At 68.3% G+C, this 23,446-nt stretch carries 20 protein-coding genes; 2 read left to right on the plus strand and 18 right to left on the minus strand.

Annotated elements, in window-relative coordinates; all coding sequences use genetic code 11:
• Nucleotides 1–4: 4 nt before the first annotated feature.
• The 12 genes from MIAR_RS15580 to MIAR_RS15635 all read right to left on the minus strand — a co-directional run bounded on the left by MIAR_RS15580 (nucleotide 5) and on the right by MIAR_RS15635 (nucleotide 13,280).
• The gene (locus MIAR_RS15580; RefSeq protein WP_285637804.1) at nucleotides 5–646 is read right to left on the minus strand and encodes a YesL family protein; all 642 of its coding nucleotides are present in this window, start codon (nucleotides 644–646) and stop codon (nucleotides 5–7) included.
• Between the two features lie 67 nt (nucleotides 647–713).
• Nucleotides 714–2,273 (minus strand): ABC transporter substrate-binding protein, encoded by a 1,560-nt coding sequence (locus MIAR_RS15585; protein ID WP_285637806.1) that lies wholly within the window; start codon nucleotides 2,271–2,273, stop codon nucleotides 714–716.
• A 94-nt stretch (nucleotides 2,274–2,367) separates the two neighbouring features.
• Complete coding sequence (locus tag MIAR_RS15590) at nucleotides 2,368–3,369, minus strand: carbohydrate ABC transporter permease (RefSeq protein WP_285637808.1); 1,002 nt, start codon at nucleotides 3,367–3,369, stop codon at nucleotides 2,368–2,370.
• Nucleotides 3,356–4,234: an ABC transporter permease gene (locus MIAR_RS15595; RefSeq protein WP_285637810.1), complete on the minus strand. Its 879-nt coding sequence runs from the start codon at nucleotides 4,232–4,234 to the stop codon at nucleotides 3,356–3,358. Before MIAR_RS15595 ends, MIAR_RS15590 begins: the two co-directional genes overlap by 14 nt.
• A gap of 199 nt (nucleotides 4,235–4,433) precedes the next feature.
• Entirely contained in the window at nucleotides 4,434–5,432 is a 999-nt protein-coding gene (locus tag MIAR_RS15600) for an arabinan endo-1,5-alpha-L-arabinosidase (RefSeq protein ID WP_285637812.1), read from the minus strand.
• A complete protein-coding gene (gene arfA, locus MIAR_RS15605; RefSeq protein WP_285637814.1) occupies nucleotides 5,429–6,928 on the minus strand; it encodes an arabinosylfuranosidase ArfA in 1,500 nt (499 codons plus the stop codon). The genes MIAR_RS15600 and arfA overlap by 4 nt, the downstream gene beginning before the upstream one ends.
• A 26-nt stretch (nucleotides 6,929–6,954) precedes the next feature.
• Nucleotides 6,955–7,614 carry a YesL family protein gene (locus MIAR_RS15610; protein WP_285637815.1) on the minus strand — a complete coding sequence of 220 codons (660 nt, stop codon included), beginning with the start codon at nucleotides 7,612–7,614 and terminating at the stop codon, nucleotides 6,955–6,957.
• A complete protein-coding gene (locus tag MIAR_RS15615; protein WP_285637817.1) occupies nucleotides 7,611–8,897 on the minus strand; it encodes an arabinan endo-1,5-alpha-L-arabinosidase in 1,287 nt (428 codons plus the stop codon). The genes MIAR_RS15610 and MIAR_RS15615 overlap by 4 nt, the downstream gene beginning before the upstream one ends.
• 2 nt (nucleotides 8,898–8,899) lie before the next feature.
• Entirely contained in the window at nucleotides 8,900–9,838 is a 939-nt protein-coding gene (locus MIAR_RS15620) for a carbohydrate ABC transporter permease (protein ID WP_285637819.1), read from the minus strand.
• A 7-nt stretch (nucleotides 9,839–9,845) separates the two neighbouring features.
• Nucleotides 9,846–10,754, minus strand: a complete 909-nt coding sequence (locus MIAR_RS15625; RefSeq protein ID WP_285637821.1) for a carbohydrate ABC transporter permease — start codon at nucleotides 10,752–10,754, stop codon at nucleotides 9,846–9,848.
• A gap of 89 nt (nucleotides 10,755–10,843) precedes the next feature.
• Complete coding sequence (locus MIAR_RS15630; protein WP_285637823.1) at nucleotides 10,844–12,157, minus strand: ABC transporter substrate-binding protein; 1,314 nt, start codon at nucleotides 12,155–12,157, stop codon at nucleotides 10,844–10,846.
• A gap of 112 nt (nucleotides 12,158–12,269) precedes the next feature.
• Nucleotides 12,270–13,280 (minus strand): LacI family DNA-binding transcriptional regulator, encoded by a 1,011-nt coding sequence (locus tag MIAR_RS15635; protein WP_285637825.1) that lies wholly within the window; start codon nucleotides 13,278–13,280, stop codon nucleotides 12,270–12,272.
• 74 nt (nucleotides 13,281–13,354) lie between these two features.
• Between MIAR_RS15635 and MIAR_RS15640 the strand changes: the two genes are divergently transcribed.
• Nucleotides 13,355–14,200: an NAD-dependent epimerase/dehydratase family protein gene (locus MIAR_RS15640; RefSeq protein WP_285637827.1), complete on the plus strand. Its 846-nt coding sequence runs from the start codon at nucleotides 13,355–13,357 to the stop codon at nucleotides 14,198–14,200.
• 22 nt (nucleotides 14,201–14,222) lie between these two features.
• Nucleotides 14,223–15,287, plus strand: coding sequence for a LacI family DNA-binding transcriptional regulator (locus tag MIAR_RS15645; RefSeq protein ID WP_285637829.1), 1,065 nt, complete (start codon nucleotides 14,223–14,225; stop codon nucleotides 15,285–15,287).
• Here MIAR_RS15645 and lacZ read toward each other — a convergent pair.
• The 6 genes from lacZ to MIAR_RS15675 form a co-directional block, all read right to left on the minus strand.
• Complete coding sequence (gene lacZ / locus MIAR_RS15650; RefSeq protein ID WP_285637831.1) at nucleotides 15,284–18,307, minus strand: beta-galactosidase, LacZ type; 3,024 nt, start codon at nucleotides 18,305–18,307, stop codon at nucleotides 15,284–15,286. The two genes, MIAR_RS15645 and lacZ, sit on opposite strands and share 4 nt — an antisense overlap.
• Nucleotides 18,308–18,455: 148 nt before the next feature.
• Nucleotides 18,456–19,643 carry a bifunctional 2-methylcitrate synthase/citrate synthase gene (locus tag MIAR_RS15655; RefSeq protein WP_285637833.1) on the minus strand — a complete coding sequence of 396 codons (1,188 nt, stop codon included), beginning with the start codon at nucleotides 19,641–19,643 and terminating at the stop codon, nucleotides 18,456–18,458.
• 3 nt (nucleotides 19,644–19,646) lie between these two features.
• On the minus strand, nucleotides 19,647–20,549 hold the full coding sequence (prpB, locus tag MIAR_RS15660; RefSeq protein ID WP_285637835.1) for a methylisocitrate lyase: 903 nt from the start codon (nucleotides 20,547–20,549) through the stop codon (nucleotides 19,647–19,649).
• Nucleotides 20,549–22,078 carry an MmgE/PrpD family protein gene (locus MIAR_RS15665; protein WP_285637836.1) on the minus strand — a complete coding sequence of 510 codons (1,530 nt, stop codon included), beginning with the start codon at nucleotides 22,076–22,078 and terminating at the stop codon, nucleotides 20,549–20,551. The genes prpB and MIAR_RS15665 overlap by 1 nt, the downstream gene beginning before the upstream one ends.
• Nucleotides 22,075–22,731 (minus strand): GntR family transcriptional regulator, encoded by a 657-nt coding sequence (locus tag MIAR_RS15670; RefSeq protein WP_285637838.1) that lies wholly within the window; start codon nucleotides 22,729–22,731, stop codon nucleotides 22,075–22,077. Before MIAR_RS15670 ends, MIAR_RS15665 begins: the two co-directional genes overlap by 4 nt.
• Before the next feature lie 82 nt (nucleotides 22,732–22,813).
• Entirely contained in the window at nucleotides 22,814–23,413 is a 600-nt protein-coding gene (locus tag MIAR_RS15675; protein WP_285638543.1) for a methionine ABC transporter permease, read from the minus strand.
• Between the last annotated feature and the right edge of the window lie 33 nt (nucleotides 23,414–23,446).

Consider the following 23,446-nt stretch of genomic DNA (forward strand, 5'->3'; position numbering starts at 1 on the left):
GCCCTCAGCCCTCCTCGGATGAGTGGATGTACCTGTCGAAGATCCGCGCGAAGAGCGTGCCGTCGACCACGGCGATGCCGCCGAAGCCGATCAGCAGCCAGAGGAGGCCGTAGCCGGTCGCCTGCGGCGAGAACACCGTGACCGTCGCGCAGAGGACGATCACGGTCAGAGCGAAGAGGGTCGTCAGGGGGTGCCGCCAGGAGAGCAGGCGGGCGTTGCGCAGGGTCTCCCGGATGCTGCCCTCGAACTTGGCGAGATACGGGAACACCCACAGCGTCATGACCACGACCAGGAAGACGATGATGTACCAGCCGGCGTACAGGACGAACTGCACGACGGGATCGGTGACGAGAGCCGAGATGACCCCGTACCAGGCGACCAGCACCGCAGCGAGACCGAGCAGGATGCCCCAGATCGCGGTCGCCTGACGGAGGTTGCCGCGGAATGACCGCAGGTAGTCGCCGGTGATCGTCCGGTCGGTCCCCGTCGCGATGCGCATCGCGGTGAAGTTCAGGGCGGTCAGCGCGGCCCCGATCGTGATCACGGGGAGTGCGGTCACGATGAACAGGATGTTGAGGATCATGACGTCGGCGATGCGCGTCAGCGTCCTCATCAGCGGCGAGTCGGCCGCGAAGATGCTTCCCATTCCTGGTCCTCTCGTGGTGGCCGGGTGGGCCCGCGCGGCGGGCCCACCCGGCGGTGGCGTGCAGTGACTACTTGAGCGGGTGGTCCTTCGCCCAGGCGTCGACGTCCTTCTGCAGCGACGCGCGCACATCCTCGTAGCCGGCGTCCTTCAGCTTCTGGCGCATCTCCTTGATGGCCTTGGCCGGGTCGTCGAACTTGCCGTAGTTCAGCTGCGGGATGTACTCGGAGAGCACGGCGCCCATGGCGGCGAGCGTCGGGTCGATGCTGCTCTTGTCGATGATCAGCGTGGAGTACGGGTAGTCGCGGGCGACCTTGTCGAGGGCGCCGTAGATCTTGTCGCGGTCGGGGTCGTCGGTGACCTTGGCCGGCTCGAACTCGTCCATGCGGCCGGCCCAGAAGTTGGAGCCCAGGGAGTCCTTCGACGCGTCGTAGCCCTCGGGATACCCGAGCTTGCCGTCCTTCATCACGTAGTCGGTGCCCTCGATGCCGAAGTTGAGCAGGTCGTAGTCCGCCTTGTCGTTGCGGATCAGGTCGTACACCTGCAGCGCCTTCTCGGGGTGCTTGGAGTTCGCGCTGACGGCCATCGCGCCGTGCGTCTTGATGTCCTTGTAGAGGTTGCCGTTCTCCTGGCCCCAGTAGAACATCTTGGGCTCGGAGCCGGGCTGCTTGGTGGTCATGTTGTTCCAGATCTGCCCGATGAAGGTCTGGGTGTGGTGCTGGTCGGTGCCGGACAGCCCGGAGTAGAACTCCTCGCGGGTGTCGCCGTCGTAGTTCAGCGCGTCCTCGCGCCAGACGCCGAGCCTGTTCCACTCCTTGGCCAGTTCGGCGGCCTTCTCCAGCTCGTCGCCCTCCATGTACCAGGAGGTCACCTCGCCCGGGTCGGATTCCGAGGTGGTGAACGGCGCGTAGTTGCCCGCGCTCACGCCCTGCAGCGGCATCTGGTCGGTGTGCCCCTGCAGGTAGCCGGTGAGCACGGCGTCGTTCCCGCCGGTCGAGGCGACGTCCCACGGGTAGGCCTCGGGCTTGTTCTTCTTGATCCACTGGAAGTACTTCGTGAAGTCCTCGAAGGTGCTGATCGTGCCGTCGGCGAAGCCGGCCTCCTTCGCCCAGTCGCCGCGGTAGAAGAACCCGTGGTTGGTGTACTGGGTGTAGTCGTCCTCGGGGATGAACTGGATCTTCCCGTCGAGCTTGGTGAGGTCCCAGTCGCCGGACTTCTCGACCTGCGCCCAGGTCTTCGGCGCGTTGGCCTTGAGCATGTCCTCGCTGAGCGGGAGGAAGGCGCCCTTCTCGGCGTTCTCCCATCCGAACAGCCAGTCGGTCGCGGTCGTGATCAGGTCGACCTTGTCGTCACCCGAGAGCAGCTGCACGTTGTACTGCGTCTGCCAGTCGGCCCACTCGACGTAGAACAGGTCGAGCGTGGCGTTGGCCTGCTTCTTCAGGTTCGCGTTGAGCTTCTTGAGCATCGCCTCCAGACGCCCGTTGGTCGGCTTGTCGCCGAGCACGAGCATCGTGATCTTGGTCGGCTTGCTCGGGTCGTCCTCGCCGGATGCGGTGCAGCCGGCCAGCATGGTCATTCCGATCCCGAGGGTCGCGATGACCGCTCCGGCTTTGAGGATCCTTCTCTTCATTGCGAGTCTCCTAGTGGTGTTCAGGGTGAGTGATTTCAGGGGTGAGGGGATTGCGGGGTGGCGCCCGCACATGCGGGCAGGGACGTCGGCGGGATCAGCCCTTGACCGCTCCGATCGTGATGCCGCTGACGAAGTACTTCTGGACGAACGGGTAGAAGAGCAGGATCGGGCCGGTGGCGACCACGGCGCTGGCCATCTTCAAGGTGTTGGAGGGCAGGTCGCTGATGCTGACGTTGGCTCCGGCGACGGAGTTCCGCAGCGCGTTGGCCGTATTGATGATGTTGTACAGGTAGTACTGCAGCGGCTTGAACTCGACCGTGCTGCCCAGATAGAGGGACGACAGGTACCACTCGTTCCAGTAGGCCAGGGCGAGGAAGAGTCCGATGGTCGCGAGCGCGGGCTTCATCATCGGCAGCGTCAGCTGCGCGAAGATCCGGAAGTCGCCGGCGCCGTCGATCTTGCCCGACTCGACGATCTCGTAGGGCACCGTGCGCATGAAGTTCTTCATCAGGATGATCAGCCAGGGCGTCATCAGCAGCTGCAGGAACACCGCGAGGTAGCTGCCCCGCAGATGCAGCCCCTGCGTGATCCACAGGAACGTGGGGGCGAGCCCCGCGGAGAACAGCGTCGTGAAGTAGATGAAGAACGAGATGTGGTTCCGGAACGGGAAGTCCTGCCGGTACAGCGCGAACCCCGTCATCGCGATGATGAACAGGCCGATCGCCGTGCCGAGCACGGTCATGGTGACCGTGACGACGTAGGCGCCGATGATCTGCCTGGGCGCCTGGAAGATCAGTTCGTAGGCGGCGAGGCTGAACCCCTTCGGGAGCAGGCCGAACCCGTCCTTGCGGATGGCGGCCTCGCTCGAGAACGAGGCCGAGACGATCAGCACGAACGGCAGCAGGCAGAACAGCGCGAAGAGCGTGATCCACACGTACGAGATGCCGCGCAGCCAGCGGTCGCTCGCCGAGAGCCTGATCGAGCGCGGCCGCGGGGAGCGGGCGAACAGGCTCTTGTCCCGCGTGGGCAGCAGCAGGGTCTTCGTCGCGCCGGTGTCGGTGACGGGCGGGTTCATCGTCAGGTCAGAAGAGGGCATAGTCCTTGTTCATCCTTCGAACGAGCCAGTTCGCCGTCATGACGATGGCGAAGCCGAACAGCGACTGGTACAGCCCCACGGCCGTGGAGGTCGTGAAGTTGTTCTGCGACATGACCATCCGGTACACGGAGGTCTCGATGATGTCGGTGGTGGAGAACAGCGCAGCGTTGTTGCCGACCAGGTTCCAGAACAGACCGAAGTTGCCGCTCATGATCCCGCCCAGCGAGAACAGGAAGAGGATGATGAACGTCGGCTTCAGGCTGGGCAGGATCACGTACCGGATGCGCTGCCAGGCGGATGCCCCGTCGATCTCGGCCGCCTCGAACAGTCCCTTGTCGATGCCCATGATCGCCGCGAAGTAGACGATGGATCCGTAGCCGGTGCTCTGCCACAGGTGCACGATGATGATGATCAGCGGCCAGAGCCCGGCCATGCTGTAGATCTTGATCGGGTCGCCGCCGGTCTGCTTGATCAGCGTGTTCAGCGCTCCGCTGTCGTAGTTGAGCAGGTTGAAGGCGATCACGCCGATGAGCACGACCGAGATGAAGTAGGGCAGGAACATGACGCCCTGCGTGATCTTCTTGAAGAACTTCAGCCGCACCTCGTTGAACATGATCGCGATCGCGATCTGCAGCACGTTGCCGAGCACGATGAACGCGACGTTGTACAGGATCGTGTTGCGCGTGAGATCCCACAGCATCCCGGACTTCACGAGGAACTCGAAGTTCTTGAACCCCACGAAGGGGCTGCCGAAGATGCCGTCGCGGTAGTTGAAGTCGGTGAACGCGATCCAGATGCCGGGCAGCGGCGCGTAGTTGAAGACGAGGAAGAACGCGATGGCGGGGACGCACATCAGGATCAGCATCCTGCTGCTCCTGATCTGCCCCCACAGCGACTTCCGTCGTCGTGGTGCTTGCGTCGGTATCATCCCCCGCCTCTCTGCGCGACCCGGTCGGCGTCGACCGGGTGGAATGAACAGGGATAAAACTAACCCCTGATTAAACTAGGGCCACGGTAGCAGAGGCCGGGTCGGCGAGACAAGGACTTTCTCGCGGCGGGTGCTGTCAGCCCGCAGACGGATGGACCGCCGGCCAGCCGTCCGTCCACTCCAGCGGCAGGATGCCGAGGGTCGGCACGCCCTCGGCGGCGCCGTCGTACCAGTGGAAGGCCAGCATCCCGCCCGAGACCGACTGGCCGCCGGGCCCGATGCGGTCGCCGTCGGTCGTGAGCACGACCGTGCCGCCGTCCTCGAGCAGCCTGCCGCCGTCGGCATCCAGGTAGGGGCCGCGGACGTCCTTCGACCGGCCGACGATGATCTCGTAGGTGCTGTCCACGCCCTTGCAGCAGAAGCCGCGCGAGGCGAACAGGTAGAACCAGCCGTGGTGGGGCACGATGTAGGGCGCTTCGATGGCGTTCTCGACCAGGCCCCGGTCGGCCAGCCGCAGCGGCTCGGCGTCGTCGGCGCGCAGTCCGCTCGGCCACTCGAGCTCCACCATCCGGATGCCGGAGGAGAACGACCCGAACGCCATCCAGGGCGTGCCGTCTGCGTCCTCGACGATGCCCGCGTCGATCGCGTTGAAGTCGGTGCCAGCGCTGCCGATCACCTCCCCGCGGTCGACCCACTCGTAGTCGGGGTCATCGGGGTCGAGAGTCGTGTTCGTCGCCAGCGCGATCACCGACCGATTGCTGCCGAAGGTGGACGCCGCGTAGTACAGGTACCAGGTGCCGTCGTGCCGGTAGAGCTCCGGCGCCCACAGGTTGTCGACGCCGGGGACCGCCTCCTCCAGCCACGCCGGCTTCTGCTGCCACACCTCCCCCGCGTACTCCCAGTCCGCGCCGTCGTCGGAACGGCGGATCTGGATGTTCCCGTCGGCGATGCGGCCGTCGCCGGTGGAGTACACGAAGTCGCCGTCGTCGGTGTGCACGTAGGCGGGGTCGTGCACGAACACGTCGCCGCTCAGCTGCGGCGGTGCGGCGACCGCGGGTGCGCAGCCGGCCAGCGCGGCCGCCGCGGTGATGGCCGCGGCGGCCGCGCCGGCCAGGCGCAGGATCGAACGCCTCACGACAGCGCGAGCGCCGACCATGAGACCGGGGGCAGCGTCACGGTGAGCACGCCGTCGGCGAGCACGGCGCCCTCCAGCGGCTTGAGCCCCACGCGGTTCTGGTCGGCGCGCGTGTTCTTGGCGTACACGTCGTCGTCCCACAGAGTGACCGCCTCGTCGACCGAGGTGACGCCGAGCTCGGCCGCGTCGATCGTGACGGTGATGGCCGAGCTCCGGCTGCGGTTCACCAGGAACACCGCCGAGCCCTCGCCGTCGGTCGTGACCACCGAGTCGACCAGTGGCGCGTCGCCGTAGACCTTCGTCGCGTAGGTGTCCGCCTCGATGCGCGGCCTGATGATCTCGCCCTTGGCCAGGCGCGAGGTCACCGAGAACGGGAAGAACGTGGTCTGGCGCCAGGCGTCGCCACCGGGCTCGGTCATGATCGGGGCGATCACGTTGACCAGCTGCGCCAGCGACGCCGAGGCGACCCGGTCGTGGTTCTTCAGCAGCGTGATGAGCAGGTTGCCGAGCACCACGGCATCCGCCACCGAGTAGACGTCCTCCAGCTGACGCGGAGCGTACCGCCACTCGTCGTTGACCTCGTCGGATGCCTGGTGCTCGTCGAGGTACCAGATGTTCCACTCGTCGAAGGAGAGCTTGATCTTCTTCTTCGACTTCAGCTTGTAGCCGACGTGGTCGGCGCTGGCCACCACCGTCTCGATGAAGTACTGCATGTCCAGCGACGACGCCAGGTACGAGTCCAGGTCACCGCCGCGCTCCTGGTAGTAGGCATGGCAGGAGATGAAGTCCACGTGCTCGTACGCGTGCTCGAGCACCGTGCGCTCCCAGTCGCCGAAGGTCGGCATCGACGAGCCGGACGATCCGCACACCACGAGCTCGAGGGTGCGATCGGCGGCCTTCATGGCCTGCGCGGTGCGCGCGGCGAGCTTGCCGTAGTCGTCGGCGGTCATGTACCCGGTCTGCCAGGGTCCGTCCATCTCGTTGCCCAGGCACCACATCCGGATGTCGTGAGGCTCGGTCGTGCCGTTGGCGATCCGCTGATCGCTCAAGGCCGTGCCGGACGGGTGGTTGCAGTACTCGAGCAGGTCGAGCGCCGCCTCGATGCCGCGGGTGCCGAGGTTCACGGCCATCATCAGCTCGGAGCCGGTGAGCTTCAGCCAGCGGGCGAACTCGTCGACGCCGACCTGGTTGGTCTCCAGCGAGTGCCAGGCCAGGTCGCGGCGCACCGGACGGTTCTCACGCGGGCCGACGGAGTCCTCCCAGCGGAAGCCGGAGACGAAGTTGCCGCCAGGGTAGCGGATCGTGGTCGAGCCGAGCTCGCGCACCAGGTCGACGACGTCCAGGCGGAAGCCGTCCTCGTTGGCGGTCGGGTGGCCGGGCTCGTAGATGCCGTCGTAGACGCAGCGGCCGAGGTGCTCGACGAAGGAGCCGAAGATGCGCCGATCGATCGGGGCGACGACCGCCTCGCGGTCGATGGAGATGCGTGCCTGGGTCACGGTGTTCCTTTTCTGGATGGGTGGGGTCAGTGGTCCGGATGCCCGGGGTCGAGCGTCCTGAGCCGGCGGTCGATGAGCCGTGCGGCGATCCCGAGCGGGAGCGACGCTCCTGCCAGCGGGACGAAGACGGGCAGGACGGCGGCGATGATGCCGCAGGACGCGAGGGCGAGCACCACTCCCGTGGCGGTGAGGGGTGCGGTCAGGGCGATGCCGAGCGCGTAGCGCAGCACCGCCGCCGGGCGGTCGTCGTAACGGGCCAGCAGTGTGACGGCGACGACGCCGGTGAGCACGACGACCACGGCCGCCGCGGCGGTCAGGACGACGAGCGCCGCGGCGGCCGGCCCGCTCAGGTGCGGCAGCACCAGGGCATCCGCCGTCAGCAGCGCAGCCGCGGCCAGGAGCGGGGCGCCGGTGAGATTGGCGCGCCGGAACTCGCGTCGGTAGGTGCGCAGGAAGATCCGTGTGGCACCTCCGTCGCGGTCGATGCCGTCGGTGTCGCGGAGCAGGACGGACACCGCCGCCGTCGCCGCGGGCATGACCCCGAGCACGACGAGCCCGGCGATCGCTCCGGCGAGGAACAGCAGGTTCACGAGCACGAGCGACCAGACCGCACCCAGCATCTGCATGGCGCGGCCGGCCCAGCCGAGGGCGGGCTGCGCGTCACCCCTCAGGGGATGCCCGGTCATGCCGTCACCGTCTTCGAGCCGCTCCACACGACACCGTCCGCGTCGATGCCACTGAACGCGAGCACGCTGCGCCCGGCGACCGGATCCCAGGCGCCGAACACGACGGCGTCCAGGATCGCGCCGCCGACGACGAGCACCCGCACCGCCGGGCTTCCGTCCGACATCCCGTCGGCCGTGATCTCGACGCGCCGCGCGTCGACGAGCGCCGACACCTCGGGCGCGAAGCGCACAGCATCCCACTCCCCCGCGATCGGCTCGGCGACCGGCAGCCGCTCGGTGTCCGCGCCCGCGTAGGGATGCGGTGAGACGACGGGCCAGCCGGATGCCGTCCAGTGCACGCGGCGGACCTGCGCCTCGTGCTGCGCGGGCGCGTCCGCGAGACGAACGTGATGCACCATGAACACGTCACCGCCCACGCGGAAGATCGAGTTGTGCCCGGGCGCGATCAGGCCCACGCCGCCGGGGAACCGCAGACCGCCGAGCACCTTCGTGCCGGTCGCCTGCGCCTCCTCCTCCGAGGGGGACGTCATCTCGCGCCCCCGCTGATCGACGTAGGGTCCGGTGATGGCATCCGAGACGCCGACCCGCACGCTGTACGAGTCCGCGAGGGAGTCGTAGGAGACGAACAGGAAGTAGCGTCCGTCGTGCTCGACGACATAGGCGCCCTCGATCGCGCCGTCCACGCTGCGCGGACGGCGCGCGATCAGCGTGCCCTGCTCCTCGCGCAGCCGCTTGCCGGTCGCGAGGGAGAGCTCCACGGCGTGGATGCCGCCGAAGAACGAGCCGTAGATCATCCACGGGGATCCGGCCCGGTCGAACACCACGGCCGCGTCGATCGCGTTGACCTCGTCGCGGTCATGCCTGGTGGCGATCACGATGCCGCGGTCGGTCCAGGGCCCGGCGGGATCGGATGCCGTGGCCAGCCCGATCGCCGAGGTGCGCGACCCGAAGGTCGACGCCGAGTAGTACATGTGCCAGCGCGGCTCGGCACCCCCTCCGTGCGGTGCGCCGGCGGCATCCGGCCACCGCACGACCTCCGGGGCCCACAGCCCGACGGCGCCCGACCACTCCGCGGCGGGGGCGGGCACACCGGGCAGGGCGGTGCCCCGGAACGTCCACTCCACCAGGTCGGAAGAGGTGCGCACGTGCGCACCCGCCGGGATGCTGTCGACGCCGGCCGCGGCATCGGTCGAGAACATGTACCAGAGCCCGTCGTCACCGCGGACGATCGTGGGGTCGTGCGCGTTGCGGGCTCCCCAGGAGCCGGTGTCGAGGTCGTGCACGATCAGCCCTTCGCCCCGGTCAGCGCGACGGACTCGATGATCTGCTTCTGGAAGATCACGAACACCAGCAGCACCGGGATCAGCGCGATGAACGACGCCGCCATGATGAGCGGGTAGTCGCGCTGCGTCGCATAGGTCGAGTTGAAGGTCGCGATCACGACCTGCAGGGTCTGCTTCGCCGGCGTGTTCAGGTAGATGACCGGTGCGAGGTAGTCGTTCCACACCGCCATGAACCAGAGGATGAACTGCGCGGCGACCGCGGGACGGATCGCGGGGAAGATCAGCGTCGTGAAGATGCGCAGATAACCCGCGCCGTCGAGCTTGGCCGCCTCGATGATCGAGTCCGGCACGGAGTCGAGGAACTGCCGCAGGAAGAAGACCATCACGATGTTCCCGAACAGTCCAGGGAGGATCAGCGGCCACAGGGTGTCCACCAGGCCGAGATTCGCGAACATGATGAACTGCGGGATCATGATCGTCGGGAACGGGATCATGATCGCGGCGAGCAGCGAGAGGAAGATCGCGTTCTTGAAGGGCAGCCGCATCTTCGCGAACGCGAACGCGGCGAGCGCCGAGAACCCGGTGCCGATGACGGTCACGGTCACCGAGACGATGAGGCTGTTCGCGATGCCCGAGGCGAGCGGGCCGGCATCCCACACCCGCACGAAGTTGTCCCATTGGATCGGGTCGGGGATCCACTGCAGAGGGTCGGTCAGTGCGGCCGACTTGGACTTCAGTGCAGTGCTGAGGGTCCACACGAGCGGCGCGATCATCACGATCCCGCCGAGGGAGAGCACGATCGTCAGGATCACGTTCGTCAGGCGGTGACTGCGCGTGCGCGCAGCGGAGCGCACGGGCCGGCCGATGGTGTCGGCGAGGCGTCGCCCACCTCCCGGGGACGGGACGACGGTGGCCACGGTGTCAGGTGCGTCGATGGTCATGGCTGCCTCACTCGATGGAGAACTGGGAACGACGGTTGATCTGGAACTGGATCGCCGTGACGACGAAGACCAGGAGCCCCAGCACGACCGACATCGCCGTCGCATAGCCCATCTGCGAGTAGTTGAACGCCTTCTGCCAGATGTACCAGACGATGGAGGCGGTGGAGAACTCGGGGCCGCCGGTCGGGGTCATGATGTTGATCTCGATGAAGATCTGGGATCCGCCGATGATGCTCGTGATGACCAGGAAGAAGGTCACGGGCCGCAGCATCGGGACGGTGATGTACCGGAACTGGCGGAATGCGCCGGCGCCGTCGATCGCGGCGGCCTCGTACAGATGACGGGGCACGGACTGCAGCGCCGCCAGGTAGAGCAGCATCGAGAAGCCGAGGCCCTTCCAGATGGCCATGATGACGATCGCGGGCTTGGCCCAGACCGGATCCTGCAGCCAGTTGGGTCCGTCGATGCCGACCAGCGCGAGCAGGTGGTTGATCAGTCCGACGTCGCCGTTGTACGCCAGCTGCCACAGGATGGCGACCGCCGCGAGGGACGAGATCACCGGCACGTAGTAGACCGTGCGGAAGAAGGTGGTGCCGCGCATCCTGCGGTTCAGCGCGAGTGCGAGCAGCAGCGAGAGGATCAGCCCGATCGGGATGCCGATCATCATGAAGACGGTGTTGCCCATCGACTGCCAGAAGTACGGGTCGGAGAAGATGTCGATGTAGTTCTGGATGCCGTTGGGCCGGGGTGCGGTGAGGCCGTTCCACTTCGTGAAGGAGACGTACACGGCGAAGAGCATCGGGAACGCGATGAACATGAGGAAGCCGATGACCGGCACGGCGATGAAGGCGAGCGCGGTCAGGTGCTCCCGGCGATGCAGCGTGGAACGACGTGCGGCGTGCGGCAGTGCTGCCACGATCCACCTCCCAGGGTGAGATGCGGTCCGGCCGTGGGCCGGAGAGAGGAGGCGGGGGCGTCCGTCGCGGACGCCCCCGCGGGACGGGATCAACCCAGCTGGGCGTCCTGGATGGCCTTGTCGAGCAGCTTCTGCATCGCAGGCTGCTCCTTCTTCACGTAGTCCGCGGCCGTGACCTTGCCGTCGAGCACCGGCTGGATGTTCTTCCAGAACTCGTCGTACCACTCCCCGCTGTAGGTGTTGTTGGCGGGCAGGGCGCGGCCGTAGTCCTTGACGATGTCCAGGAACTCCTGCTTGTTGGCCGGCGGCAGGTCGGAGCCGGTCACCCAGGCATCGGCCATGCTCTTCAGGTTCGGGATCTGCACACCCGCGTCCACGAGCGACTGCTGCGCGGTCTTGTCCGTGCTGAGGTACAGCGCGAGCTTCGTGGCGAGATCGGGGTTCTTCGTGCTCGCGCTCACGGCGATGCCGAGCGTGCCGATCCAGGTGGCCGGCTCACCCGTCTCACCGACCGGGTAGGGGATCAGATCCCAGTCGAAGTCGAGCTTCTCGTAGGTGGGCACGTCCCACGGTCCCACCGGGAAGAAGCCGATCTCGCCCTTCATCCACCGCTGATAGGTGTCCAGGCTCGCCGACTCGGTCGTGGACGGGCTGACCGACTTCAGATCCGCGAAGTTCTGCAGCGCCTCGGCGAACTCCGGGGTGTCGACGGTGACCTTCGTCTGATCGTCGTTCAGCCAGGATCCGCCGTTCGACCACACCCAGGACTGCAGGTTCCAGGTGACGTTCAGGCCGGTGCCCCAGTGGTCGAGCTTGCCGTCGCCGTCGGTGTCCTGGGTCAGCTTCTTCGCGACCTCGGCGAACTCGGCCCAGGTGTAGGGCTTGTCCTTGTCGGGCAGCGGGATGCCCGCCTTCTCGAACATCGTCTTGTTGTAGCCGAACGAGAACGGGCCGAGGTCCTTGGGCACGGCGTAGATCGAGCCCTTGCCCTGCACCTTGCCGTCGTAGCGGTAGCTGTCGATGCCGTAGTCCCAGATGTCGCCGACGTTCGGCGCGCTCTCGACCTGCTTGGTGATGTCGGTGATGACGCCCGACTTGGCGTAGGACTGCACGTCGCCCGGGCCGATGTAGAACACGTCGGGCACCTTGTGCCCGGTGATCGCGGCCTTGAGCTTGGTGTTGTAGTCGTCGGCGGTGGTCATGATGATCTTGACCTTCGCGTCGTTGTCCTTCTCGAACTGCTTGATCGCAGCGGTGTACGCCGCCTTCTCCGCGTCGTTGCCGCGGAACATGAAGGTGAGCTCGTTGGTGTCGCCGCCCGAGGCGCTCGCGCCTGCGCAGCCGGTGATTGCGGTGCCGGCGAGGGCGATGACGCCCACGGCGGCCAGGATCCGGAACTTCATTGTGCTGGGTCTTCCTCTCGGAGTGAGGTTCTTTACAACGTTGTAGTAAACGTTGTAAATGCATTGTGACCCGAACACGGCGAGCTGTCAATGACGATTACCGGCGGATGCGTCAGACCGTGGGCGCGGACTCCCGCTCGAGGATGCGGAAGTCGCTCAGCAGGGTCTGCGGCGCAGCATCCGCTTCTCCGGCGATCCTCGCGAGCAGCGTGGTGACCGCGGTCTTCGCGATCCAGTCCCGGCCCGGGTCGACCGTGGTCAGCGACGGGATCGAGTACTCGGCCTCGTCGAGGCCGTCGAAGCCCACCACGGCGACGTCGTCGGGCACCCGCCGTCCGGCCTCCTGCAGCACCCGCATCGCACCCAGCGCGAGCGTGTCGTTCAACCCGAAGACCGCGTCGAACTCGGCGCCGCGCGCGAGGAGCTCGCGCATCGAATCGGCGCCGTTGGCGCGGTGCCAGAGGGTGGTGTAGCCGATGATGTCGTCGTCGTAGCGGATGCCGGCCGCATCCAGCGCCTGCCGGTAGCCCTCCATCCGGAGAGCCGCGGAGCCGATCACCTCGCCCTCGTGCGCTCCCACCACGGCGATGCGGCGGCGGCCGAGCGAGAGCAGGTACTCGGTCGCGGCGCGCGCGGCCTCCACGTTGCGCATGGTGACGTGATCGGTGGGCCCGTCGAAGATGCGCTCGCCCAGCAGCACCATCGGATAGGGCACGTCGAGCGCGGCGACGTCCTCCTGGCCCATGCCCAGCGGGCTGAAGATCAGTCCGTCGGTGAGCTTCAGCCGCGGGCTGCGCAGCAGCTCGAGCTCGCGGTCGCGGTCCGCTCCGGTCTGCTCGACCAGCACGACGACGCCGGCCGCCTCGGCCTCGCTGATCACCTGCGCCGCGAGTTCGCCGAAGTACGCGAGGCTGAGATCGGGCAGGGCGAGGGCGATCGCACCGGTCCGGCCCGAGCGCAGGTTGCGGGCGGTGAGATTCGGCGTGTAGCCGAGCTCGGCGATGGCCTTCTCGACCTTCTCGCGCGTGGCCGGGCGGATGTGCGGGTAGTCGTTGATGACGTTCGAGACGGTCTTGATCGAGACGCCCGAGAGCCTCGCCACATCATGCAGCGTCACAGCCATGCGACTTCTCCCCCTGTTCCGGACACAGTCACCATATAACGTTGCAGAACAGGCACCCGACGGAAGGACGACACATGCGCATCGCACTCACCGGGGCATCCGGAAAGCTCGGCGCCGTCGTCGCCCGCGAACTGCGCGCGCACGGCTGGGACGTGATCGGCATGGATGTCCTGGGCACGCGCGCCCCCGACTTCGTGCAGGTCGACCTCACCGACTACGGGCAGGTGGTGGACGCGCTGACCGCCGTCGGCGACCGGCACGACGGCATCGACGCCGTGGTGCACCTGGGCGCGGTCCCCGCGCCCGGCATCCGCACCGACGTCGCGACCTTCCACAACAACATGCCCGCGACGTTCAACGTGTTCTGGGCGGCCGTGCGGCTCGGCATCCGCCGCATCGTCTACGCGTCGAGCGAGACGGTGCTGGGCCTGCCGTTCGATGTGCCGCCGCCCTACATCCCGGTCGACGAGGAGTACCCGGCGCGCCCCGAATCGGTGTACTCGCTGGTGAAGACGCTCGAGGAGCAGCTGGCCAGGGAGCTGGTGCGCTGGCATCCCGACCTGTCGATCACCGCCCTGCGCTTCTCGAACGTGATGGTGCCCGAGGACTATGCGGCCTTCCCCTCGTTCGACGCCGATGCGCTGCAGCGCAAGTGGAACCTGTGGGGCTACATCGATGCCCGCGACGGCGCGCAGGCGGTGGAGCGGGCGCTGCAGGTGGCGAAGCCCGGGTTCGACCGCTTCATCATCGCCGCGGCCGACACCGTGATGTCACGGCCCAACGCCGAGTTGATCGCGGAGGTCTTCCCCGGCGTGCCGGTCACCCGCGAGGTCGGCCCGAACGAGACGCTGCTGTCGATCGATCACGCGCGGGAGGTGCTGGGCTTCGACCCGCAGCACTCCTGGCGCGACCACGTCTGAGACGGCGAGAAGGGGAGCATCGGTGACAGCTCGGGCAGACGACGCACGCGTATGGCGCACCCCGTCGATCATCGACGTCGCGCGCGAGGCCGGGGTGTCCGCGCAGACCGTCTCGCGGGTGGCCAACGGCATGGACATCGTGCGGCCGGCGACGCGCGAGAAGGTGCTGGCCGCGATGGACCGGCTGGGCTACCGACCCAACTCCGCCGCGCGCGCCCTGAAGTCCGGCCGGTTCCGCACCCTCGGCGTGATCATGTCGGGACTGTCCAGCTACGGCAACATGCGCACCCTCGAGGCCATCGCCAACGAGGCGGCGAGGGCGGGCTACTCGCTGGCGCTGACGCCGCTGTGGACCATCGCCCAGGCGGGTTTCGCCGGGGCCTTCGTGCGGCTGGCCGAGCAGGCCGTGGACGGGGTGCTCGTCGTGCTCGAGGCGCACGACCTGCACGACTCCGATCTCGCGCACATCGCCGGCATCCCCGCCGTCGTGGTGACGGCGGGCGGCTCCCAGCCCTATCCGACCGTCGACATCGACCAGGCACAGGGCGCGCGGCTGGCCACGGAGCATCTTCTCGGCCTCGGCCATCGCACGGTGTGGCACATCAGCGGCCCCGAGGACTCGTTCTCCGCTCGTGACCGCGCTGCCTCCTGGGAGGCGACGTTGCGCGCGCACGACCGCGAGGTCCCGCCGGTGCTGCACGGCGACTGGAGCACGGCATCCGGCTTTGCCGCGGGACGCGTGCTGGCCGCCGACCCTTCGGTGACCGCCGTGTTCGCCGCGAACGATGAGATGGCCCTGGGCGCCATGCGTGCCCTGCACGAGGCCGGGCGCGTCGTGCCGGACGACGTGAGCGTGGTCGGCTTCGACGACATGGACATGGCCGCCGACTTCCAGCCGCCGCTGACCACGGTCCACCAGTACTTCGATCGCGTCGGCACCGCCGCCGTGGAGATGCTCGTCGACCGGATCGAGCAGCGCGGGGAGCCTGCGACGGGGCTGGTCCCCACCGAGCTCGTCGTGCGCGCCAGCACCGCGCCGCCCGCCGGTGAGGGCACGGGCGGGGCGACACCGGGACTGACGGGCTAGATCCCCCGGAAGGCGAACCGGAACTCGAGGTCTCCGGTCGGCAGGAGGTGCTCGGCCAGCGGACGCGCACCCCACGAATCGTCGCCGGCGACCCCGCGGCGCATGAGCGCCGGCCGCACGATCGTGCGGTGGATCGGCGGCAGCTCGTTCGGATGCAGTGCGCTCTCGATCTCGGCCGGCGTCCAGCTCAGCGCCGAGAACTCCATGGTCGGATCACCCTCGAAGCGCAGCCCGACGCCCCGGGCATCCGTCACCTCCGCCCAGCGCACGCCCGTGCGGTTCCCCGCCTCCTGAGGGTTCAGGTAGGGCGTGAGCATGTCCGGCACTCGGCGGTCGTAGACGCCGAGCCGGGCGCCGGCGCGGCGATCGACGTAGCACTCCTCCGGCCCCTCGCCGTACCAGCGCACCCGGTCGTAGTCGGCGGGCATGGCCAGCATGGTCGCGAACTCCGGCATCGCGGGCATGCCGTCCGGCACATGCATCCGCTGTGTGACCTCCACCCGGCCGGAGCCGTCGATCAGGTAGCTCAGCTCGCAGTTCGTGGCCGGGGTCGTCGGCAGCTCGTAGCGGTAGCCGATGCGCACGCCGCCCTGCTCCCGCGTCACCGAGATGTCCGCCGGCTCGTGGTATCCGCTGGCCCGCCCGTACCGGCTGGCGAGCAGCCACTGCCCTTCGTCGAACGGCCCGTTCCAGCCGCGCTCGTTCGACGTCGGCGCGTGCCAGAAGTTCGGGGTCACGGTGCCGGCCAGCAGCTCGCGCCCTCCCGTCCGCGACCCGCCGAAGCGGTACGAGCCGAGCCCGTTGAACAGCCGCGAGAAGAGCACGTGGAACCCGGGGCCGTGCACGCCGATGCTCAGAGTGCCCTCCACGACCTGGGGCCGGGCAGCCACGACGGCCGGCGCCGTCCCGCCGACCGCGACCACGTGCTCACCCCAGGCCACCTCGTGCCCGGCCGGCGCCCACGACGTCGCGGCGCGCAGGTGCAGCGACACGACGATCGCGTACTCCCCCGGCATCCGCGGCACCTCCACCCGCAGCGGGTACGAGCCGCTCTCGCCCGGAGCGACGTCGGTGTCGATGACACCGGAGGCCACGACCCTGCCCTCGCGAGCGACCGACACGCGCGCCTCGAAGGCCGACGACGAGGTGAACAGCATCCTGCTCGTGATCGCGACCTCGGCCGGCGAGACCTCGATGACGAAGGGCTGGAACAGCTTCTTCATCTCCTGCGCCTTGGGCGAGAGGGTGCGGTCCGCGAAGAGGATCCCGTTGCCGCTGAAGTCGTGGTCGTGCGGCGCCTCGCCGTTGTCGCCGCCGTAGCCCAGGAACTCGCGCCCGTACCGGTCGCGCATCCGGATGGCCTGATCCGCGAAGTCCCAGATGAACCCGCCCTGGAACAGCTCGTCGCGGTACGCGAGCTCGACGTACTCCGCCACACCGCCGAAGGAGTTGCCCATCGCGTGCGCGAACTCGCACAGGATGAACGGCTTGTCCCGGTGCTCGCTCAGCTGCCGCTCGACGGCGGCGGCCGGGGTGTACATCTGGCTCGTGATGTCAGTCGTCTCGGGATACCGCGGGTCCCAGGTCACACCCTCGTAGTGGACGGGCCGGTCATCCGCCTGGCGGAACCAGTCGGCCACGTCCCGCAGCACGGCGCCGCCGTACGACTCGTTGCCGCACGACCAGCTCACGACGCTCGGGTGGTTGCGATCGCGCTCGAGCATGCTGCGCGCACGGTCCAGCGCCGCGGGCCGCCATTCGTCGTGGTCGCCGGGGATGGAGATGTCCTCCGCCGCGCCGCGCTGGCGGATCTCGGTCCAGCGCCCGTGCGTCTCCATGTTCATCTCGTCGATCACGAGCAGCCCGTACTCGTCGGCCAGTTCGTAGAACGCGGAGTCGTTGGGGTAGTGGCTGGTGCGCACGGCGTTGACGTTGTGGGCCTTCAGCACCCGCATGTCGGCCTCGGTCAGCTCCCTCGACGGCACGCGTCCGGCCAGGGAGAACTCGTGACGGTTGATGCCGTTGAACACGACGCGCGCGCCGTTGAGCGAGAGCACGCCGTTCTCGATGCCGAAGCGGCGGATGCCGACGCGCTGCGGGATCACCTCGGTCACAGCCCCGCCCGCGTCCCGCACCTCGATGACCAGGTCGTGCAGGTGCGGGTCCTCCGGGCTCCACAGGTGCGGATCCTCGACATGCAGCACCAGGGCGCCGTCGCCGCGGGCGGTCAGCTCGCCGAGCCCGTCGATGCGCGCGGATGCCGTTCCTTCGCCTGCGAGATCCACGCGCAGCTCGATGTCGGCGGATGCCAGGTCATCGGCGACCACGGTCCGCACGCGCAGGTGCTCTGCGTGCACGACGGGACGGCGGTACAGCACGACGTCGCGGAAGATGCCGGAGAAGCGGAAGAAGTCCTGGTCCTCGAGCCACGATCCGGCGCTGTAGGTGAAGACCTGAGCGGCCAGACGGTTCTCGCCCTCGACGAGTGCGTCCGTCAGGTCGAACTCCCCGGGGGTGAAGCCGTCGGTGCTGTACCCGATGTACCGCCCGTTCAGCCACACCGCGACCGCGCTCTCCGCGCCGTGGAAGCTCACGCTCAGGCGTTCGCCTGTCTGCAGCGGGGTATCCAGCGTGAACGTGCGGACATAGCATCCGATCGGGTTGTCGCGCTCGGGCACCTGACCGGGGACGATGCCCTCCTGCCCGTCCCACGCGTACCCGACGTTGACGTACTGGGGGCGGTCGTAGCCCTCCAGCTGCAGGTGCGAGGGCACCCGGATCATGTCCCAGGCGGAGACGTCGTATCCCGGGTCGGCGAAGTACGACGGCGCCTCGCGCTGATTGCGTGCGCAGTGGAACGCCCAGCGTCCGTTGAGGGACTGCTCGAAGGAGCTGACGCCGGCGCGCGCCTCGTCGATGTCGCGGAACCAGCGGTGGTCGGAGTGCGCCGGCAGGCGGTTCTCCGAGACGAAGCGCGGGTCGGCGATGCGGTCGATGTCGAAGACGGGATCGAATGTCACGTGGTGGCTCCCCTGCTCGGATGACACCAGAATGATAACGTGAACATTCCTCGGCGTCACCCCCGGACGAGATCGGGCACGAGGTCCGCGCCGTAACGCTGAACCTCGTGCCCGATGCCTCACCGGGAGGCGGAGCCGCGGATGCCGGTCAGCCCGCCGCCTCCTCAGGACGCTCCTGCACCTCGATCGCGGCGGTGTCGGGCGCGTAGCTGTCGATGTGGCGCTCGTCGACGCCGTTGTACGCGGACAGCGGCCTGATCAGCGCGTTGGAGGCCTGCTGCTCGAGGATGTGCGCGGTCCAGCCGGTGATGCGCGCCGCGATGAACAGCGGGGTGAACGTCAGGGTGTCGTAGCCGATCAGGTTGTACGCCGGACCCGACGGGTAGTCGAGGTTCGGGTAGATGCCCTTCCGCTCGACGAACTCGCTCTCGAGCTTCTCGTACAGCTCGGCGACATCGGGGCGGTCGTAGTGCTCGACCAGGGTGTCCAGCGCGGCCTTCATGGTCGGCACGCGCGAGTCGCCTCGCTTGTACACCCGGTGCCCGAAGCCCATGATCTTGCGCTTCTCGGCGAGCGCCCGCTCCAGCCACGGCACCACCTGATCGGCCGAGCCGATCTCGTCGAAGATGTGCATGACGGCCTCGTTGGCGCCGCCGTGCAGCGGCCCCTTCAGCGCGCCGATCGCACCGACCACGGCCGAGTACAGGTCGCTGAGGGTCGAGGTGATCACCCGGGCCGTGAACGTGGAGGCGTTGAAGGAGTGCTCCGCGTACAGGATCATCGAGCGGTTGAAGGCGTCCACGACCACGGCATCCGGCTCCTCCCCGAAGGTGAGCCAGAGGAAGTTCGCGGCGTAGTCCAGGTCGTCGCGCGATTCGATCAGCGCCTGGCCACGGCGGCGCCGCTGACCGTAGGCGACGATCGCAGGAAGCACGGCGAACAGCTGCAGGCTGCGCTGCAGGTTCTGCTCGGGCGTGCCGACCGCATCGAGCACGTTGCCGGTCCCTGCCGTCTCGATCGCGCCGATCACGCTGACGGCGGTGCGCACCTCGTCCATCGGGTGCGCGTCCAGCGGCAGCGCGTCGATGGCGTCCTTCACCCGTGGCGAGAGTGCACGGTGCGCCCGCTCGGTCTCGCGGAACTGCGCCAGCTGCTCGGCATCCGGCAGCTCGCCGTTCCACAGCAGGTAGGCGACGGCCTCGAACGGCTGGGTCGCCGCCAGCTCCTGGACGGGGTACCCGCGGTAGAGCAGGCTGTTCGTCTCGGGGTTGACCTTGCTGATGGCGGTGACGTCGGCGACGACGCCGGCGAGGCCCTTCTTGATGTCCTCGGTCATTGCTCAGCCCTTCGTGACGGTGAAGTTGAAGACGCCGGAGTCGAAGTGGTTGTACGACTCGTAGTCGATGAGGTCATACAGATCGGCGCGGTGCTGCATCTCGCCGAGCTTGGAGGTGAGGTGCCCCTCCTCGTTCAGCGTATCGAGTGCGCGACCCGCCGCGCCCATCGCGATCCGCAGTAGCGACACCGGCCAGATGACGATGTTCACGCCCACGTCGCGCAGCTGGTCGACCGAGAACAGGTCGCTCTTGCCGAACTCGGTCATGTTCGCCAGGATCGGCACGTCCACGGCGTCCCGGATCGCGGCGAACTCCTCCAGCGACCGCATCGCCTCGGGGAAGATCGCGTCGGCGCCGGCATCCACCAGCGCCTTCGCGCGGTCCTTCGCGGCGGACAGTCCCTCCACCGCCGCGATGTCGGTGCGCGCCATGATGAGGAAGTTCTCGTCCCGGCGGGCATCGACGGCGGCCCGGATGCGCTTGAGGGCGGTCTGCTCGTCGACCACGGCCTTGCCGTCGAGGTGGCCGCAGCGCTTCGGGTTGATCTGGTCCTCGATGTGCGCGCCGGCGAGGCCGGCATCCTCCAGCGTCTGGATCGTGCGGGCGACGTTCATCGGCTCGCCGAACCCGGTGTCGGCGTCGATGATGGCCGGGAGGTCGGTCATCCGGGCGATCTGCTGACCGCGGCCGGCCACCTCGGTCAGGGTGGTCAGCCCGATGTCGGGGAGGCCCAGATCGGCCGAGAGCACGGCGCCCGAGATGTACACGCCCTCGAAGCCCTTCTGCTCGATGAGCCGGGCCGACAGCGGATTGAACGCGCCGGGGAAGCGCAGCAGCTCGCCGGTCGCGAGACGCTCGCGGAAGAGACGGCGCTTCTCGTGCGCCGGAGTGTTGGAGTACAGCATCAGAACAACCCCCTCGGGGCCTCAGGGGCGGATGCCAGGACGCCGGCCTTCGCGATGATGGACAGCTCCCCCACCTCGGCGGCGGTCAGCTCGGGCAGGCGCTGCACCAGCTCGAGGAAGCGCTCGATCTCGGAGGCGTCGAGCACCGGGTCGGCCAGGATGCGGAACTTGCGGATGTACTGCTCACGCCCGAACGGACGGGCGCCCAGCGGGTGGGCGTCGGCGACGGCGATCTCGTCGATGACGGTCTCACCGTTCGTGAGCGTGATCTCCACGCGACCGCCGAACGCCTTCTCGGCGGGGTCGATGGAGTGGTAGCGGCGGGTCCACTCCGGGTCCTCGGCCGTGGTGACCTTGTGCCAGAGGGCGACGGTGTCCTCGCGCTGCGCGCGCTCGGGCAGGTAGGAGTCGACGTGGTGCCAGGTGCCGTCCTGCAGTGCGACCGCGAAGATGTACGGCACGGAGTGGTCCAGCGTCTCGCGGGACGCCTTCGGGTCGTACTTCTGCGGGTCGTTGGCACCCGAGCCGATCACGTTGTGGGTGTGATGGCTGGTGTGCAGCACGATGCTCGCGATGTTCGCGGGGTCGCGCAGCTCGGGACGGGCCGTGCCCAGGCGACGGGCGAGGTCGATGATCGCCTGCGCCTGATACTCCGCGGAGTGCTCCTTGGTGTAGGTGTCCAGGATGCCGCGCTTGGCCTCGCCGGCGGCGGGCAGCGGCACGTCGTAGGAGGCGTCCTTGCCGTCCAGCATCCAGGCGATCACGCCGTCCTCGCCCTCGTAGATGGGCGACGGGCTGGTCTGGCCGCGCATCGCACGGTCGACGGCCTCGACGGCCATCTTCCCGGCGAAGGCCGGGGCGTGCGCCTTCCAGGTGGAGATCTCGCCCTTGCGACTCTGCCGCGTGGCGGTGGTGGTGTGCAGCGCCTGGCCGATGGCCTGGTAGATGGTCTCGGCATCCAGGCCCAGCATGGTGCCGATGCCGGCGGCGGCCGAAGGGCCGAGGTGGGCGACGTGGTCGATCTTGTGGGCGTGCAGCGAGATGGCGCGCACCAGGTCGACCTGGATCTCGTAGCCGGTCGCGATGCCGCGCACCAGCGCGCGCCCGTCGCAGCCGGCGTGCTGGGCGACGGCGAGGATCGGCGGGATGTTGTCGCCCGGGTGCGAGTACTCGGCGGCGAGGAACGTGTCGTGGTAGTCGAGCTCGCGCACGGCGACGCCGTTGGCCCACGCGGCCCACTCGGGGCTGGTGCGCTCGTCGAGCTTCGCGCCGAACACGGTCGAGCCCTTGCCGCCGGTGGAGACCGGGTGGCTGAACGCCTGGGCGCGGGCGGCGACGATCGGGCCGCGGGTGAGGGATGCCGCGGCGACGGACGCGTTGTCGATGATCCGGTTGATGATCATCTCGACGACCTCGGGCTCGACCTCGACGGGGTCGACCGCGACCTGTGCGATCTTCCAGGCCAGCTGCTCCTCGCGGGGCAGATCCTCTTCGGAGCGGTAGACGCGGACGTGATGGGTGACGGTCATGGGGTTCCTTCCGGGAGGGTGCTCGGGCTGTCGAGCGAGGTCAGGATGCTGTCGAGGGCGTTGTGCAGGTGCACGTGGGTGGCGTGCGCCGCGAGTTCGGCATCGCGGGAGGCCAGGGCGCGGGCGATGAGCTGATGCTCGGATGCCGATGCCGCCAGGCGCTCGGGCTTGTCGCGCGCCATCCGCCGCACGCGCACGAGGTGGGTGCGCACGGTGCGCAGGGCGGAGGTGAGGTAGTCGTTGCCGTGGGAGGCGTCGACCTGGGCGTCCAGGCGGGCGATCAGCGCATAGTAGGCGTCCCGGCCCTCTGCCCCGTCGAGGTCGACGTGCGCGAACTCCGCGGCGAGCGCGGTGAAAGCCGCCGCGTCGCCGCGCTGGGCGGCGAGTCGTGCGGCGGTCTCCTCGAGCGCGCGACGGATCTCGAAGAGCGAGCGGATGTCGTCGGCATCCAGGTCCGCGACGACCGTGACCCGCGGCGACTGCTGCACGGCCAGACCGTCGGCGGCGAGCCGGCGCAGCGCCTCGCGCAGCGGCGTGCGGCTGACGCCGAGGCGCGCGGCCTGCTCGACCTCGGCGAGCACGGCGCCTGAGGGAAGGGCCCCGGACTGGATCTCGTCGAGGAGCGCAGCATACGCTCGTTCACTGGCTCGCACGCCATTAGTGTATACATAAACGGGTCAGATCATCAATCGAACCCGAATCTCATCCCTATTCGTATACATTCAAACGACAGCCCTACTGACGCAGGATGCGCTGGGCGAGGCGGTTCCCGATGAACTGGCCCACCTGCACGATCACGACGATGATCGCCACGGTGACCCAGGTCGCCCCCTGATCGAACTGCTGGTAGCCGTAGATGATCGCGAAGTTGCCCAGCCCACCGCCCCCGATGTAGCCGGCCATCGCCGACATGTCGACCACGGCGATGAACATGAAGGTGTAGCCGAGGATGAGCGGGGCGAGCGCCTCGGGGATGACCACGCCGAAGAGGATGCTCAGCCGCCTGGCGCCGATCGCACTCGCCGCCTCCACGATCCCGGGATCGACCGCGACCAGGTTCTGCTCGACGACGCGAGCGATGACCACGGTGGCCATCACCACCATCGGCACGATCGCCGCCGTGGTGCCGAGCGTGGTCCCGACCACCGCCTTGGTGAGCGGCCCGACCGCGGTGAGGAAGATGATGAACGGGATCGGCCGGACCAGGTTGATGACGATGTTGAGAGTCTGGAACACGACGGGGTTCGCGAACAGATTCCCGGGCCTGGTGGCGTACAGCACCGCGCCGACGATCAGACCGGCCGCGCCGGCGATCACCAGCGTGACCGCGACCATGAAGACCGTCTCCTGGATGGACTGCAGCAGGAC

The organism is Microbacterium arabinogalactanolyticum (assembly GCF_030268005.1).
GTDB classification, from domain to species: Bacteria; Actinomycetota; Actinomycetes; order Actinomycetales; family Microbacteriaceae; genus Microbacterium; species Microbacterium arabinogalactanolyticum.